At 73.7% G+C, this 15743-nt stretch carries 16 protein-coding genes; 8 read left to right on the top strand and 8 right to left on the bottom strand.

Annotated features, from left to right (window positions below; translation table 11 throughout):
- Positions 1-305 precede the first annotated feature (305 nt).
- Both J4N02_RS04695 and J4N02_RS04690 read left to right on the top strand, forming a co-directional pair.
- Positions 306-998 (top strand): hypothetical protein, encoded by a 693-nt coding sequence (locus tag J4N02_RS04695; RefSeq protein ID WP_188332572.1) that lies wholly within the window; start codon positions 306-308, stop codon positions 996-998.
- A 58-nt stretch (positions 999-1056) separates the two neighbouring features.
- Complete coding sequence (locus J4N02_RS04690) at positions 1057-1485, top strand: peptidoglycan-binding protein (protein ID WP_188332571.1); 429 nt, start codon at positions 1057-1059, stop codon at positions 1483-1485.
- Here the strand turns inward: J4N02_RS04690 and J4N02_RS04685 are convergent.
- From J4N02_RS04685 to J4N02_RS04665, 5 genes are read right to left on the bottom strand one after another with little or no spacing between them, the layout of a single operon-like run.
- The gene (locus tag J4N02_RS04685) at positions 1482-2048 is read right to left on the bottom strand and encodes a hypothetical protein (protein WP_188332570.1); all 567 of its coding nucleotides are present in this window, start codon (positions 2046-2048) and stop codon (positions 1482-1484) included. The two genes, J4N02_RS04690 and J4N02_RS04685, sit on opposite strands and share 4 nt — an antisense overlap.
- Positions 2049-2098: 50 nt before the next feature.
- Positions 2099-2689 (bottom strand): hypothetical protein, encoded by a 591-nt coding sequence (locus J4N02_RS04680; protein ID WP_188332569.1) that lies wholly within the window; start codon positions 2687-2689, stop codon positions 2099-2101.
- Between the two features lie 40 nt (positions 2690-2729).
- Positions 2730-3827, bottom strand: a complete 1098-nt coding sequence (ychF, locus tag J4N02_RS04675) for a redox-regulated ATPase YchF (RefSeq protein WP_188332568.1) — start codon at positions 3825-3827, stop codon at positions 2730-2732.
- Between the two features lie 38 nt (positions 3828-3865).
- Positions 3866-4360 carry an ASCH domain-containing protein gene (locus J4N02_RS04670; RefSeq protein WP_188332567.1) on the bottom strand — a complete coding sequence of 165 codons (495 nt, stop codon included), beginning with the start codon at positions 4358-4360 and terminating at the stop codon, positions 3866-3868.
- Positions 4360-5622, bottom strand: a complete 1263-nt coding sequence (locus J4N02_RS04665) for a M18 family aminopeptidase (RefSeq protein ID WP_188332566.1) — start codon at positions 5620-5622, stop codon at positions 4360-4362. Before J4N02_RS04665 ends, J4N02_RS04670 begins: the two co-directional genes overlap by 1 nt.
- Positions 5623-5713: 91 nt before the next feature.
- Between J4N02_RS04665 and J4N02_RS04660 the strand changes: the two genes are divergently transcribed.
- From J4N02_RS04660 to J4N02_RS04645, 4 genes are read left to right on the top strand one after another with little or no spacing between them, the layout of a single operon-like run.
- Positions 5714-7324, top strand: coding sequence for a DNA recombination protein RmuC (locus J4N02_RS04660; RefSeq protein ID WP_188332565.1), 1611 nt, complete (start codon positions 5714-5716; stop codon positions 7322-7324).
- Between the two features lie 47 nt (positions 7325-7371).
- Positions 7372-8649: a threonine ammonia-lyase IlvA gene (gene ilvA, locus J4N02_RS04655; RefSeq protein ID WP_243760870.1), complete on the top strand. Its 1278-nt coding sequence runs from the start codon at positions 7372-7374 to the stop codon at positions 8647-8649.
- A gap of 58 nt (positions 8650-8707) precedes the next feature.
- Positions 8708-9151, top strand: coding sequence for a rhodanese-like domain-containing protein (locus J4N02_RS04650; RefSeq protein WP_188332564.1), 444 nt, complete (start codon positions 8708-8710; stop codon positions 9149-9151).
- A 46-nt stretch (positions 9152-9197) separates the two neighbouring features.
- Positions 9198-9800, top strand: coding sequence for a hypothetical protein (locus J4N02_RS04645; protein WP_188332563.1), 603 nt, complete (start codon positions 9198-9200; stop codon positions 9798-9800).
- Positions 9801-9951: 151 nt separating this feature from the next.
- Here the strand turns inward: J4N02_RS04645 and hemQ are convergent, their stop codons facing one another.
- Genes hemQ through J4N02_RS04635 form a run of 3 tightly spaced genes read right to left on the bottom strand, consistent with a single transcriptional unit; the run spans position 9952 to position 13144 of the window.
- Complete coding sequence (gene hemQ, locus J4N02_RS16770; protein ID WP_223202095.1) at positions 9952-10704, bottom strand: hydrogen peroxide-dependent heme synthase; 753 nt, start codon at positions 10702-10704, stop codon at positions 9952-9954.
- 35 nt (positions 10705-10739) lie between these two features.
- Positions 10740-11765 (bottom strand): ferrochelatase, encoded by a 1026-nt coding sequence (gene hemH / locus J4N02_RS16765; RefSeq protein ID WP_243760869.1) that lies wholly within the window; start codon positions 11763-11765, stop codon positions 10740-10742.
- Positions 11762-13144 carry a glutamyl-tRNA reductase gene (locus J4N02_RS04635; RefSeq protein WP_188332562.1) on the bottom strand — a complete coding sequence of 461 codons (1383 nt, stop codon included), beginning with the start codon at positions 13142-13144 and terminating at the stop codon, positions 11762-11764. The genes hemH and J4N02_RS04635 overlap by 4 nt, the downstream gene beginning before the upstream one ends.
- 100 nt (positions 13145-13244) lie before the next feature.
- On the opposite strand from J4N02_RS04635, the gene hemE reads away from it, so the two are divergent.
- Together hemE and J4N02_RS04625 are read left to right on the top strand one after the other, a co-directional pair.
- Positions 13245-14309: a uroporphyrinogen decarboxylase gene (gene hemE / locus J4N02_RS04630; RefSeq protein WP_188332561.1), complete on the top strand. Its 1065-nt coding sequence runs from the start codon at positions 13245-13247 to the stop codon at positions 14307-14309.
- Complete coding sequence (locus J4N02_RS04625; protein WP_188332560.1) at positions 14306-15742, top strand: NAD(P)/FAD-dependent oxidoreductase; 1437 nt, start codon at positions 14306-14308, stop codon at positions 15740-15742. The genes hemE and J4N02_RS04625 overlap by 4 nt, the downstream gene beginning before the upstream one ends.
- Position 15743 lies beyond the last annotated feature (1 nt).

Raw genomic sequence — 15743 nt, 5'->3', positions numbered from 1 at the left:
CAGCCTCCACGGGGAGATGCTGCCGACTTTGACGCCGGAGGGTTCCCCAGCCGGGGCGACATGGGCGACAAGCACGCGACGGACACAGGAGGATCGATGAGACAGGCCACGAAGCGCACCGGCCGGCCGGACGCCAAGCCGGCGCGGCCGGTGCCCACCCTGGACGACCGTATCCGGGGTGCTCTGAGGTCTGCGCCGGCGCCGACTGACTGGCCGACGCACAAGGCCCGGGCCCGCCGGCGTCGCGCGAGCGACCGGGCGCGGGCCCGTGAGCGCGCCCGGGACCGCCGAAGGGTGGCCGGCTGATGCCCGGGCCGCCGCCGAAGCGGGGAGCGCGCGAGAGGCGCCACGGCGCCCGCGGGTCGGGGTTCCGCCAGCTGGCCGCGGTCCCGGACGCCAAGGCGCCCGCCTGGCCGCTCTCCGGGGCGGACGTCGGGTTGCAGCGGGAGCGCGAGGGCGTCGCCGAGCGCCTGGCCGGCTGGCAGGCCGACCTCGAGGCCGAGGACGACCGCCGCAAGCGCTACCGGCTGCGCAAGCGGGTCGCCGAGGCTGAGGTCGAGCTGGCCACCCTGGACGGCATGATGGACGGCGCCGAGGCGTCCGAGCTGGCCCACTGGGCCGACCTGTGGAAGTCGCCGCAGGCCACCCTGTGGGCCGAGTCGCCGGCCACCGTCCGGGAGGTCGCCCTGTACGTCCGGTTCATGACCAAAGCCGAACGGGGCGACCTCCGCGCCGCCGGCGAGGCGCGCCAACTCTCCGACCGCCTCGGGATCAACCCGGCCGCCATGCTCCGGCTGAGGATCGAGGTCGAGAACGCCGACGAGCTGGCCGCGCGTGGCCGGGAGCGTCGCAAGCGCGCTCTGGCCGCCGGCTCCGCCCACGTCGTGGCCGGCGAGGTTGTCCCCGCTCAGGATGCGACATTCGGCGACGCCCAGGCGACGCCACCGAGCGACGCCCCGAGGGCCGGTAGTGACCCACGAGGCGCCCTGTTCAGCTGACGCCATAGCGAGCGCCAGCCCAACCGCCGCCACGCGCGGCAGAAAAGGAGGGGCCCCCGTGTCCTTCAGCAACTCGTGGGCGGCCTGCCGCCCCGGCCGGGTCTACACCGGCAAGGATTACGCCTGCTATGGGGAGCTCGCCCCCGGCTGGCGCAAGAAGCGCACCGGCTACAACGACGCCGACCGCGACGCCTACGGCAGCGGCGGCTGCGCTCCGTTCGCCTCCCAGAACTACACCGGCGCGCACTCGACCACCTGGTGCTCCATCAATCGCGCGAACGGCGCCGGCAGCGTCACCGCGCGGATTCAGCGCCAGCTGAACATCGCGCGCGAGGCTTTCGGCCTCAGCTTCGCGCCGCTGGTCGTGGACGGCATCCTCGGCAGCAAGAGCGACGCCGCGATCCGCAAGTACCAGACGTGGGCCGGCCTCGACGCTGACGGCGTTGTGGGTCGCAAGACGTGGGAGCGCCTCTCGGTCTACATCTAGGGCGTTGCGCCCACGCACTCACGGGCGGCCCTAAGCGCTTCGGGGCCGTCTGCGAATGCCGCGCCCCCGTAGGTGTGCGTCCCCGGCCACGCCCAGCCGATCCCCGAGGCGTAGCCGTTGGCACCGCGCACGAACGCCGCGTCATGCTCCTCGCCGTTGGCCCACGTGTTCCAGTAGGCGACGACCGACCAGCCGGGTTCCGGCAAGTCAACGGCGACGGCCGGGCCGCGCTCGGCGCTGGGCGTGTTCCCGACCGCCTGCACGTGTCGGCGCATCGCTGCCAGCTCGTCCGCCGAGGCCGGCCGGCACTCCGGCGCCCAGCCGGCGACGGGTGGCACGTAGCGCAGGAGGGCGCCCGTGGGGCCCTCCACCACACCCTCCCGGGGGCCGGCCTTGAGTTCGGTCCCCGGGATGAGGTGCGACGGCGACGGCCAGGCCGCCGAGGCCGAGGCTGAGGGTTGGGGCGCCGTCGTCGGCTCCGTCGCAACCGGCTCCGGCGTCGCCGAGCATCCGGCCAGCACTGCGATCGCCAGGGCGACAGCAATGAAGCGGGCGGCGTACATGCGCGCCACGGTACCCCACCTGTGCCGACCCGCCCCCAACTGGCCGGCACTCATGCCGCACCGCCGGCCAGCTCCGCCGCCGCCATGAGCGCCGCGGCGTAGGCGCGGGCGTCCGCCGGAGTCATGTCGTCCCGGGTTTGGGTCCACGTGAGCACGCGCGCCGGCTCAACGGCGTCCCGGTCGAACCACTGCCAGGCCACCACGTCCACGACGAACGGCGCCCCATCCGCGCTCACGTGGGCGCGGTGCACGTACGCCTCCCCGCGCGGCTCGGCCGCCTCCTCGGTGTGCTCCGCCTGTTCGGTGCACCAGCTGGGGCACGACGGGGCCGGCGACGGGGCCGGCGCGTCGTCCCCGTCGCCCAGGGCGTCCGGCAGGATCAGCGCGTTCATCGTGGCGGCGGCGTCCGCTTCATCATCCTCGCCCGGCAGGGTGGCCGGCGCGTCGATGGGCTGGCAGACGCCGCCGGGGCACAGCTCGCACGCACCCGCCCGCGGGTGCGCGTCGGTCTCGTGACCGCACACGGCGCAGGCCAGGGGGAGCGGGGCACACCCGCACGGGTCGCCAACGGCGTGGTGAAAGCCGGCGCAACGATCGTCGGGGCACTCACAGAACAGGTTGGGGTTCGCGGTGGTGGTCATGGTGGGCGGTCCTCTCTGGTGGAGTTCCGCCCACGTCTTGCTACTTAGACGTTGGACTAAAACGGAACTCGACCACGTCGCCGTCAGCCATCACGTAGTCCTTGCCCTCGAGGCGCATCTTGCCCGCGGCCTTGGCGGCGGCCTCGGAGCCCGCGGCGACGAGGTCGTCGTAGGAGACGATCTGGGCCTTGATGAAGCCCTTCTGGAAGTCGGTGTGGATCACCCCGGCGGCCTCGGGCGCGGTGGCGCCCTTGCGGATCGTCCAGGCGCGGGCCTCCTTGGGCCCGGCGGTCAGGTAGCTCTGCAGGCCGAGCGTGTCGTAACCCACGCGCGCGAGCTTGTCGAGGCCCGGCTCCTCCACGCCCATCTCGGCGAGGAAGTCCCGCGCCTCGTCCTCCTCCATCTCCACCAGCTCGGACTCGAACTTGGCGTCGAGGAACACGGCCTCCGCCGGGGCGACGAGGGCGCTCATCCTCTCGCGGAGCGCGTCGTTGGCCAGCTCGTCCTGGTCGCAGTTGAAGACGTAGATGAACGGCTTGGCGGTCAGCAGGAACAGGTCGCGCAGCAGCTCGGCGGTCTCCGGCGAGGACAGCATCCCGGACGCGAACACCGTCTTGCCGGAGTTCAGCACCTCCAGGGCGGCCTGCATGGCCTCGAGCTTCGGCTTGGCCTCCTTGCGGATCCGAGCCTCCTTCTCGACGCGCACGAGCGCCTTCTCGAGCGTCTGCAGGTCGGCGAGGATCAGCTCGGTGGTGATCGTCTCGATGTCATTGCCGGGGTTCACCTCACCGTCGACGTGGGTGACGTCGGCGTCCTCGAACACGCGGGTGACCTGGCAGATCGCGTCCGCCTCGCGGATGTTGGCCAGGAACGCGTTGCCCATGCCCTCGCCCTGCGAGGCGCCCTTCACGATGCCGGCGATGTCCACGAACGACACGGTGGCGGGCAGCTGGCGCTCCGAGCCGTAGATCTCGGCGAGCTTGGCCAGGCGCGGCTCGGGCACGCCCACCACACCCACGTTCGGCTCGATCGTCGCGAACGGGTAGTTCGCCGCGAGGACGTCGTTGCGGGTGAGTGCGTTGAACAGCGTCGACTTGCCCGCGTTGGGGAGACCGACGATTCCGATGGTGAGTGCCACGAGAGGGCATCCTAGTTGTCCGGACGCCGTGGCCCGAATCAGCCCAGCAACGGCTTCCAGCGGCTCGGGTACAACAGCTCGAAGCGCTCCAGCACGACGGGCATGTCCTCGGTGAAGCCGATCGTGCGCTCGAAGAAGTCGCGGTGGCCGGATCGCCAGCGTTCCAGCGACCCGTCCCCCTCCGCCTCGGCGGCCGCATGGTCGGCGTCCACCTGCGAGAACGGCACCACGCGCACGTCGGTGGTGCGGATGAGGGCCCGGGGCTCGCCGGCCCCGTCCACGATGATGAAGAGGTCGCCGAGCTGAGGCAGCGGTTCGCCCGCCGACTCGTAGTCGGCCAGGGCGCTCGCCGTGGCGGTCTTGCGCCCCTCCACGACGAGCGCTGCCAGTTCGTCGGCCATCGCGGGGCTGTCGCCGAACGCGTAGGACTCGGGCGTGATGCTGCCCCACATGCGGGGACCGAAGTACTCCTGCAGCGGGTTCAGCTTGGCAGCGGTGCGGGCGTCCTCCCAGAACTGCCCGATGTCGGCCATCAGGCGCCCGCGTAGTAGGCGGTGAGCGCCTCGGCCAGCCAGCCCGGGTCCTTGGTGCCGGCCAGCTCGCGGGTCGAGTGCATGCTCAGCAGCGGGATGCCCACGTCGCACATCAGGACGCCCAGTCGCTCGGCCGTCATGGGCCCGATCGTGCTGCCGCAGGGGACGGCGTTGTTGGAGACGAAGTCCTGGGTGGGGACGCCGGCGGCCTCGCACGCGCGGCGCCACAGCGCCGAGCTCGCGGCGTCGGAGGTGTAGCGCAGGTTAGCGTTGTGCTTCAGCAGCGGCCCCTCGTTGAGCAGCGGGCGGTGCTCGGGGTCGTGCAGGTGCGGGTAGTTGGGGTGGATCGCGTGCCCGGCGTCGGCCGAGATGCACGAGCTGCGGGCGAGCATGCGGTGCCAGGCGTCGCCCTCGGCGCCGAGCGCCCCGGCGAGGCGGCGCATGACCTGCTCCAGCAGCGGCCCCGCCCCACCCGAGCGGGAGGACGAGCCGACCTCCTCGTGGTCGAAGCAGGCCAGGACGGTGACATCGCCGGAGGACTCGGCGTCCAGCAGCGCGACGAGGCCGGCGTGCACCGAGGACAGGTTGTCGAGGCGGGAGGAGGCGAAGAACTCCTCGGTGGGCCCGAACACGGCCGGCGCCTCGGTGACGTAGCAGTACAGGTCGTGGCTGGCGACGTCGGCGAAGTCGAGGTCCGCGTGCTCGGCGACGAGCTGGAGGATGTCGAGGTCGGGGCGTCCGACGGAGTAAACCGGCTTGAGGTGGGCCTGCCGGTCGAGCTTGAGGCTCTCGTTGACCGACCGGTCCAGGTGCGGCGCGACCTGCGGGACGCGCAGCCACGCCGGGGTGCGGACCAGCACCTGCTCACCGGAGCGGGTCACCACGCGGCCGGCGAGGCCGAGCTCGCGGTCCAGCCACTGGTTGGGCAGTGGCCCGCCGTAGACCTCGACAGCGGCCTGCTGCCAGCCCACGCTGAACGCGGTGGGCTGGGGCTTGAGCTTGAGCGACGGGGAGTCGGTGTGGGCCCCGACGATGCGGAACCCCGAGTGGGCCGCGTCGGCGTCGGTGGGCACGTACCAGGCCACGATCGCGCCGTCGCGCAGCACGTAGCCACCGCCGGGCTCGATGGCGAAGGGGGCGTCCTCGGCCTGCTGGGTGAAGCCCGCCACGTCCAGGCGCCGGGCGACCTCGGCCGCGGCGTGGAACGAGGACGGAGAAGCGGTCACGAAGCGGGCCAGGTCGGCGATGTGCGCAGCGGACATGCCCCCATCCTGCCCGATCGCCGCAGCCCGTCTGGGGCCGCCCCGGCGGTGGCTCGGACAAATTGTCGGAGGCCCCTGACAGGATCGACGCATGGACAACTTCGCCATCCTCCTGGTCGCCCTGCTGGTCGGGGCCGCGTTGGGCGCGGCCGTGGCCTGGTTCGTGCTGCGGCGCACGACCGACGCCGCGGCCGGGGTCGAGGCCGAGCGCCTGCGCGCCGAGGCCCAGGGCGCCCGCGCCGAGGCCCAGGGCGCGCGAGCGGATGCCGAGCGGGCACGGGCCGACGTGTCCAACGCCGAGCTGCGGGTGAGCCAGGCCGAGGTGCGCGTCCAGGAGGCGCGGGCGGAGGCGGAGCGCGCCCGCGCCCAGATCGCCGAGGCCCGGGCCACGGCGTCCGACTCGCAGGCGGACGCCGCCGAGCACCAGGCGGCCGTGGCCGCGCTGCAGGCGAAGGTGGTCGCCGCCGAGGCCGAGAAGGCCGCCGCGGTGGCGCGGGCGATCGAGGTCGCCGCGGATCGGGACTCGCTGGTGAAGGAGTTCAAGCTGCTGTCGGGCCAGGCGCTCGACGAGCAGGGGAAGAAGGCGGACGCCACGGCCGAGGCCCGGCTCAGGGCGACCGACCAGCTGATGACGCCGATCCGCGAGAGCCTCGCGGCGTTCAACGAGCGCCTCACCGAGGTGGAGAAGGCCCGGGTCGCGATGTCGACCGAGCTGGCCCAGCAGGTGCGCGCGGTGCAGTTCACCGGCGAGCAGCTGCGCCGCGAGACCAACGCCCTGTCGACCGCGCTGCGCAAGCCGCAGGTGCGCGGCGCGTGGGGTGAGCTGCAGCTCAAGCGGGTCGCCGAACTCGCCGGCATGCTCGAGCACTGCGACTTCACCCAGCAGTCCACCTCGACCACCTCTGAGGATCGGGTGATCCGCCCCGACCTCAAGGTCACCCTCGCCGAGGGCAAGTTCGTCTACGTCGACGCCAAGGTGCCGCTGTCGGCGTTCCTCGACGCGCAGGAGACCGAGGACGAGCGGGACCGCGAGCACCACCTCGCGCTGTTCGCGAAGAACGTGAAGGGCCACGTGGACGCCCTGGGCGGCAAGAACTACTGGAAGGCCGACCCGGGCACGCCCGAGTTCGTCGTGATGTTCGTGCCGAACGAGGCGCTGGGCTTCGAGGCGCTGCGGCTCATCCCCGACCTGCACGAGTACGCCAGCGGCCGCAACGTCGTGGTGGCGACGCCGTCGACGCTGATCGCCATGCTGCGCTCGGTCGCCTACGGGTGGAAGCAGGCCAAGCTGGCCGAGTCGGCCGCCCAGGTCTCGACGCTGGGCCGCGAGCTGTACGAGCGGCTGGGCACGATGGGCCACAACGTCGACAAGCTGGGCCGCGCGCTCGGCTCGGCGGTCAAGGCCTACAACGCGTCGGTGGGTTCGCTGGAGACCCGCGTCATGGTCACCGCGCGCCGGTTCCGCGACCTCAACGTCACCGAGGCCGAGCTGGGCGAGCTGACCCCCATCGAGGAGCCGCTACGCCAGATCGCCGCCCCCGAGCTGGTGGCCGACGCGACCGCCGTTCCGGCCGTGATCGGGCGCAAGCCGTCCGGCGAGCCGCCCGAGGCGTCCGCCCTCAGGCGGGGCGAGCCCGACCTGTTCGACCTGGTGGGTGAGACCTCGCCCGAGGTGGCGCCGCCGGCCCGCAAGCACGCGTGAGTGGGACGCCTCCGGCCCCGGCGAGGTGACGGGGGCACAATGTCCGGGTGAGCCACCTTCCTGTTGACGCGATCCGCGGCCCGCTGCCGGTGACGGCGTCCGACGTGGACGCCGCGGCCTCCCGTCTGGCCGGGGTCATCAACGACACCCCCCTGCAGTACGCCGAGCGGCTGTCGGCGGCGACCGGGGCGGAGGTGTGGCTCAAGCGCGAGGACCTGCAGCCCGTGCGGTCGTACAAGATCCGGGGCGCCTACAACTTCATCGCCCAACTGTCCGAGGAGGAGCGGCAGGCCGGGGTCATCGCCGCCTCGGCCGGCAACCACGGGCAGGGTGTGGCGATGGCGTGCGCTGCGCTCGGCATCAAGGGTCGCATCTTCGTCCCGTCCACCACGCCGCGCCAGAAGCGCGACCGCATGCGCCACTTCGGCCGCGAGTTCGTCGAGCTGGTCGTCGTGGGCGACTCCTACGACGAGGCCTCCGCCGCCGCCAAGGCGGCCGCCGAGGAGACCGGCGCCGTCGTGGTGGCCGCCTTCGACGACACCCGCACCATCGCGGGTCAGGGCACGGTGGCCAAGGAGGTCGTGGAACAGCTGGGTCGAGAGCCCGACCGCATGATCATCCCCGTCGGCGGCGGCGGGCTGCTGGCCGGCTGCCTGGTGTGGCTGAACGCCTACTCCCCCGCGACCCAGGTGCTGGCCGTCGAGCCCACCGGGGCGGCCTCGATGGCGGCGGCCCTGGACGCGGGGCGTCCGACCACCTTGGCCCGGATCGACACGTTCGTCGACGGGGCCGCCGTGCGCCGCGCCGGCGACATCACCTACGGCATCGCCGCCCAGCTGCACCCGCACATGGTGTCGGTGCCCGAGGGCGCGATCTGCTCCGAGATGCTCGAGCTGTACCAGACCGAGGGCATCATCGCCGAGCCGGCGGGCGCCCTCGGCACGGCCGCGCTGCGCCAGGTGAAGGCCAACCCCGGCGAGGTCGTCGTCGTGGTCGTCACCGGCGGCAACAACGACGTCTCCCGGTACGCCGAGATCGTCGAGCGGTCGCTGGTGTACGAGGGCCGCAAGCACTACTTCCTGGTGAACTTCCCGCAGGAGCCGGGCGCCCTGCGCCGCTTCCTCGACGAGGTGCTCGGCCCCGAGGACGACATCACCCACTTCGAGTACGTCAAGCGGAGCAACCGCGAGATGGGGCCCGCCCTGGTCGGTATCGAGCTCGGCGACCCGACGTCGCTGCCCGACCTCATGCACCGGCTCGACCGCAGCCCGATCCGCGCCGAACCGGTCGACCCCGACAGCCCGTTCTACCGCTTCCTGATCTGATCCGTATACCCATGGGGGTATCATGGGCGCGAGCCGTTCGCCGAACCGAGGAGTCCCCATGCGCGCCCGCCGCATCGCGTCCGTCACCGTCGCCGCCCTGGTGGCCCTGACCGGGGCCGCGTGCACCGCGTCGGAGCCCGCGCCGAGCGGCCCGGCCGCGGCGTCGGCCGAAGCCTCCCGCGCCTACGGGGCCACGCTGAACGCCGCCGAGTTCGCCGCCTCCCTGGACACGCCCGGTGTCGTCGTGCTCGACGTGCGGACGCCGGCCGAGTACGCCGCCGGCCACCTGGAGGGCGCGGTGCCGGCCGACATCAACGGGGACTTCGATGCCGCCGTCGCCGGCCTGGACCGCGGCGCCCCCTACGCCGTCTACTGCCGGTCCGGCAACCGGTCGGCAGCCGCGATCGAGGCGATGAGGCAGCTCGGCTTCGTCGACGCCTGGCACTTGGGCGGTGGCATCGGCGCCTGGCAGGCCGCCGGCAAGGACGTGGTGACCGGCTGAGGCAGGCCAAGGACGGGCTCCTGGCCGGGGCGCCTACGCTGGTCGGGTGACATCCCCCCAGCGGCCGCACCGGCCCGTGCTCCGATCACCGGACGCCCTCGAGGCGCTCGGCCAGGGCACCGACCCGATCGCGCAGCTGCACGCGGCCCACGAGACGGCCGCCGCCCTGCTGCGGGTGGGGCGCGCGGCAGAGGACCCGGGCGTGACCGCCCGGCTGGTCGCGATCGTGGACGAGATCGGGCTGTCGACGCTGGCGGACCTGTGGTCGCACCGCCCTGCCGCCACCCTGCCGGGCGCCCTGTGGCGGCTGTACCTGCTTCGCGAGTGGACCGTGTCGGACCCGGACGGGGCGGCGCGCGAGTACGCCGCGGGCGTCCGCTTCACCGAGCCCAACCACGCCGTCGCCGGCGTCGACCCGCCCGGCCCGGCCGAGGTGCGGCGTGTCGCGGACGCCATCCTGCGCGGGGCGTTCACCGGCGATTTCGCGATCGCGCTGGAGCGGGCCTCCGCGTTCTGCCACGTGGTGGCGTCGGGTCGGGCGGAGGTCGCGCGGGGTCGCAGTGAGCTGGATCGTGCCGTGAAGCTGCAGGACATGGCCCACGACCTCGCCGAGAACGCCCGCCTGTGGCGCAGCGGCGACCTCACCTGAGCGACACTTGGCTCACGCCGACGCGGCGCCTATCCTCGTACAGGCGTCGGGCTGCGGTAGCCCCGGGCTCCACTCATAGCCGCTACGAGCGGCCACGCGCCGAGAGGCGCTCCCAGCCCGACGCTCACCCCAGCCGGAACCGCGACGCGGTTCACTCACAGGGCTGGGTCTCGACCCAGTCTGCGAGCTCGACCCGCGGCCCGGTGAAGAACGGGGTCTCCTCGCGCACGTGCAGGCGCGCCTCGACGGCCCGCTGGGCGCGCATGGCGTCGGTGAGGCGGTGCAGCTCGTCGGCCTCGAAGGCCAGCAGCCACTCGTAGTCGCCGAGCGCGAAGGCCGCGGTCGTCGAGCCGAGCACGTCGGGGAACTCCTTGGCGGCCATGCCGTGGGTGCGCAGCATGTGCGAGCGCTTCGAGCCGTCCATGTAGTACCACTCGTAGGACCGCACGAACGGGTACACGGTCAGCCACGGCCGCGGCGCGATGCCCGAGAAGCAGGCGGGGGTGTGCGCGTTGTTGAACTCGGCCGGGCGGTGCACGCCGACGCTGCTCCAGCGCGGCTCCAGCACCTCGCCCAGGGTCGAGCGGCGCAGCGCGTGGTAGGCCGCCTGCAGCTTCGTGGGGTCGTCGGCCAGCAGCCAGACCATCAGGTCGGCGTCCGCGCGGAAGCCGCCGACGTCGTACCAGCCGCGGATCGTCACCCCCGTCGCCTCGACGGCGGCGACGGTCTCGGCCGCGTGGGCGGCGCGGTCCGACGCCTCGCCCGCCATGAGCCCGGCCATGGTGAAGACCGAGTACATGACGTAGTGGGAGCCGGCGTTGACGTCCTCGGGCGCGACGTAGGTGTCGCGCGGGTCCCCGCTGAACGGGGCGCCGGGGGTCTTGCCGTGATGTGCCTGGGACATGGTTCTCTCCGGTTCGCTGGGATCTCGCAACAGGGTCAGTCGGCCGCGCAGGCCGTGGGCAGCACGGGCGCGCCGGGGCGTCCGAGCAGGCAGCACGTGGCGTGGCAGGTCGCGAGCCCGCCCACCGAACCCGGCTGCGGGTCGGTCAGGGCGACGGCCAGCATGCCGATGAAGGCGGGGTGGACGCCGACGGTGGCGGCCCGCACGTACCCCAGCCCGAGGCCGGACGCCGTGGCCCGCGCCTCGGTGTCGAGGTCGTAGACGACCTCCATGTGGTCGTTGACGAAGCCGTACGGGACGGTCACCACCGACGAGACGCCGTCGGCGGCCAGCTCGGCGAGCCGGTCGTTGACGTCGGGCTCGAGCCACGGGATGTGCGGCGCGCCCGAGCGGCTGCACCACGCCATCTCCCAGGCGTCGTCGGCCAGCCCGACCTCGGACGCCACGGCCTGCGCCACCCGGCGGTGCTGGGCGGAGTAGGTGTTGTCGCCGCCGGGGCCGGAGGCGGCGTCCATCGCGGTCGGGATCGAGTGCGACACGAACAGCACGCGCGCGCCGGGCAGCTCCGCGAGGGCGTCCCGCACCGCGTCGGCGTTCGCGGCCACGAAGCCGTCGGTCTCGGCGAACGGGCCGACCTTGACCAGGTCGAACTCCAGGCCGGTGTCGGCCAGCGCCGCGGCGAGGTCCTCCCGGTACTGCCGGCAGCTCGAGTACGACGCGTACGCCGAGGTGGCCAGCACGACGACCCGGCGGGCACCGCCCGCGGCCAGCTGCGCCAGCGCATCGGTGACGTACGGGTCCCAGTTGCGGTTGCCGATGACGACCGGCACGTCGACCCCGCGGCGCGACAGCTCGGCGCGCAGGGCGTCCATGAGCTCGTCGTTGCGCTCGTTGATGGGCGACGCGCCGCCGAACATCAGGTAGTGCTCCGACACCTCGAGCAGCCGTTCGTCGGGGATGCCGCGCCCGCGGGTGGCGTTGCGCATGAACGGCAGCACGTCCTCGGGCTGGCGGGGGCCGCCGTAGGAGAGCACGAGGACGGCGTCGAAGGGGAAGGTCACAGGGCCTCCAGTCGGCGGGGCTCACCCAGGTCGGACAGGCGGAGCCCGGTGATCGGGCAGGTGTCGCAGTCGAGCGAGTCGGGCGGCACGATCGCGGCCTGCTCGTCCTGGTCCAGCAGGTGCTGGTCGGACGCCTCGAGCTCGAGGTTGCGCAGCACGGGCCGCTTGCGCGTCTCGAGGCCCCACAGCTCGTTGAGCGCGTTCAGGTACTCGTCGGAGCGGCCCTCGGTGGCGGCCTTGCGGGCGCGGACGCTGGGCACGTGCACGAGCCGGGCGGCCAGGCGGCGCAGCGCGTGGGCGGCTTCCTCGCCGGTGATCGGGCGGCCGTGCGGCAGGCGGGCGACCTCGTCGGCCACCATCTCGTTGACCGTGTCGCGCAGGGCGACGACGACCGGGTCCATCTCGCGCCCGCGCAGGCGCCCGACCAGGTCGCGGACGCCCTCGTCGACGAGCACGCGCGCCCGGGCGGCCTCGCGGTGCGAGGCGTCGGGCACGTGGCGCTGGATGGTGGGCAGGTCGAGCAGCAGCACGCCGGGGACGGTGACCACCGCCTGGTCGATGTCGCGGGCGATCGCGAGGTCGACAAGGGCGATGTCGGCGCCCTCGCGGCGCTCCATCACGGCGGCCAGGTCGTCGCGACCGAGGATCGGGGCGCCCAGACCGCGGCAGGTCACGACCACGTCGGCGTCGGCGACGGCGGCGACGAGGTCGGGGCCGGCGTCGCGGGTCCCGGGGTGCGAGGCCACGAAGTTGGCGGCACGACCCGAACCGGAGTGCACCGCGAGGTCGGCGAACCCGCGCTCGCGCAGGTCGGCGACGACCGCGCCCGCGTAGGCGCCGGTGCCGATGAGCAGCACGCGCGTGGAGGCCCAGTCGCGGCCCAGCAGGTCGAGGCCGACCGACACCACGGAGCGACCCGTGGCGGCCAGCCGGGTGAGGTGGGACACCTTGCGGGAGGTGCGCAGCGCCTGCTCGATCGTCTCGGTGAGGAGGCCGGTTGCGATGCCCTCCTCGTGGGCCTCGCGCAGCGCCCGGCGCAGCTGGCCGGCGATCTCGCGCTCGCCCACGACCATGGAGTCCAGACCGGCGCCCACGTCGAAGAGGTGCTGCAGGGCCGCGGCGTCCTCGCGCAGGGTCATGGGCACGAACCCGGCGGTGGTGCCGAGCGACTCGCGCACGATGTCGGCGACCTCGTGGGTGGAGCCGTCGGCGTCGACGTAGACCTCGACCCGGTTGCAGGTGGCCAGCACCACGGCACCGTGGACGCCCTCGGCCCCCTCGACCACCCGCCGTCCCAGCCCGGGCACCGCAGGGGTCACCGACTCGACCGCGGCGAGGCCGTGCTCGGCGTGGTGGATCGAGATCAGGTGGAGGGCCATGACCGCTCCATTGAAGCATCGGGCGGCACCAGCATCCAATCGGGCCTGACGAGACGAGGCCCCATCGGGCAGAGCTGGAGCACGCCGCGTCCGGCGCGGGATGTGGCCTACGATCGGTCGCGTGACTCCCGTTGACGTGACTCCCCCGCTGCTCCAGGCCCTGGCCGGGAAGCACCCCGCGACCAAGCCCGTCTGGTTCATGCGCCAGGCCGGTCGGTCGCTGCCCGAGTACCGCGAGGTGCGCCGCGGGACGGGGATGATCGAGTCCTGCCTCATGCCCGACCTGGCCGCCGAGATCACCCTGCAGCCGGTGCGCCGCCACAAGGTCGACGCGGCCATCTTCTTCAGCGACATCATGGTCCCGCTGACGCTGGCCGGCGTCGACGTCGACATCGTCGCCGGCGTGGGGCCGGTGGTCGCCGAGCCGGTGCGCACGGCGTCCGACGTACGGAAGTTGGTGGCCCACGAGCTGGGCGACACGAGCATGATCACCGCCGCGATCGAGCGGATCCGCGCCGAGCTCGCCACCACGCCGTCCGGCGACGCGAGCTGGACGCCGCTGATCGGCTTCGCCGGTGCCCCCTTCACCCTCGCGGCCTACCTCGTCGAGGGACGCCCCAGCCGCGACCACCTCGCCGCCCGCTCGATGATGCTGTCCGACCCCGAGTCGTGGGACGCCCTGATGGCCTGGTGCGCCGACCTGTCCGGCGCCTTCCTCACGGTGCAGGTGGACGCCGGCGCCTCGGCCGTCCAGCTGTTCGACTCGTGGGCCGGCTCGCTGCGCCTGCCCGACTACACCGAGCGCGTCGCCCCGTGGTCGCAGCGCGCGTTGGCCGCCGTGGAGGGTCGCGTGCCGCGCCTCCACTTCGGCACGGGCACCGGCCACCTGCTCGAGCAGATGGCCCAGGGCGCGGACGCCGTCGGCGTCGACTACCGCACCCCGCTGGACGAGGCGGCGGCCCGCTTGCCCGGCGTCCCGCTGCAGGGCAACATCGACCCGGCCCGGCTGCTCGCCGGGTGGGAGGCCCTCGAGCCCCACGCGCTCGACGTGATCCGCCGCGGCACCGCCGCCCCGGGGCACGTCGTGAACCTCGGCCACGGCGTCCCGCCCGAGACCGACCCCGAGATCCTCACCCGCCTCGTCGACCTGGTGCACACCTCATGACCCTCTCCCGCGCGACCCAGCACGTCCCCGCCGTCGTCGTCGGCGGCGGTATCGGCGGCCTGCAAGCCGCCCACACGTTCGCCAAGCTCGGCCTCGCGCCGCTGCTGCTGGAGTCCCGCGGCACGTGCGGCGGGCTCATCTTCGGCGCCCCGATCGGCGGCGTCTGGGTCGACCTCGGCGCGGAGTCGTTCGCCAAGCGGTCGGTCGCCACCGCCGAGCTGTGCCGCGAGCTCGGGCTCGACGTCGTCGACCCGTCGGGCAACTCATGGCTGTGGTCGCACCGCGACGGCGGCTTCGCGTTCCGCATCCCGCACGGCGTGTTGGGCATCCCTACCGACCTCGACGACCCGATCGTGGTCGACCTGCTCTCCCCCGAGGGCCTCGCCCGGGCGCGCGAGGACCTCACCATGGGCCCCGAGGCCGGCGCGGACGCCGCCGACCTGGCCTCGCTCGTGGTCGCCCGGCTCGGCGAGGAGGTGCTCACCCGGCTCGTCGACCCGATCGCGGGCGGCGTCCACTCGGCGCACCCGTCCGAGCTCTCGGTCGACGTCGTCTCCCCCGGCCTGCGCCGGGCGCTGGCCAGCGAGGGGTCGCTCGTGCGCGCCGCCGCCGCCCTGCGCGCCTCGGCCCCGGCCGGAGGCGTGGTCAGCTCGGCGTCCGGCGGCCTGTTCACGCTGCCCCGCGCGCTGGTGGCCCGCATCGGCGAGCTGGGTGGCACCGTCGCCGGCCGCCGGGTCGTCACGGCGATCGCGCGCGACGGCGAGCGCTGGGCCGTCACCCACCACGAGGCCGGGCGGGCGCCCGACCCCGCCGACCCGCCCATCCCGGTGGGCGAGCCCCAGGTCGTCACCACCGACCGGCTGGTCGTCGCACTCGACGGACGCGCCGCACTCGACCTGCTGCGCACGGTGCCCGAGCTGGAGGTCGGCGACTGGCAGCTCCCCCGCGGCGCCGACCTCGCGCAGGTCTGCATCGTGCTGGACGCCCCCGAACTGGACGCCGGCCCCCGCGGTTCGGGACTCCTGGTCACCCCCGACACCGAGGGCGCCGACCGCCGCGTCGCCTGCAAGGCGATCACGCACTACTCCATCAAGTGGCCCGGCGTGGTGGCCGGGACCGGCAAGCACGTGCTGCGGGTCTCCTACGGCCGCGCGGGCGTCCCGACCCCCGAGCCGACGCTCGCCGGGGCGCTCGCCGACGCCGGCGTCCTGCTCGGCGTGCCGCTGGCCGAGGAGCAGGTGGTCGGGCACGCGGTCATCCACTTCCCGAACTCGCTCCCGCCCCAGACCCCGGCCCACCGGGTGCGCGTCGCCGACCTGACCGAGCGCCTCGCCGGCACCCCCGGCCTGGCGATCACCGGCGCGTGGTTCGCGGGCACGGGGCTGGCCGCCGTCATCCCGCACGCCGAGCGCGTGGCGAAGGAGCTGGCGTGAA

The organism is Propioniciclava sp. MC1595, assembly GCF_017569205.1.
In the GTDB taxonomy this organism is placed as follows: Bacteria; Actinomycetota; Actinomycetes; order Propionibacteriales; family Propionibacteriaceae; genus Propioniciclava.
Note: the sequence above shows the minus strand (reverse complement) of the source record. Positions and strands in the feature narration are given on the sequence as shown.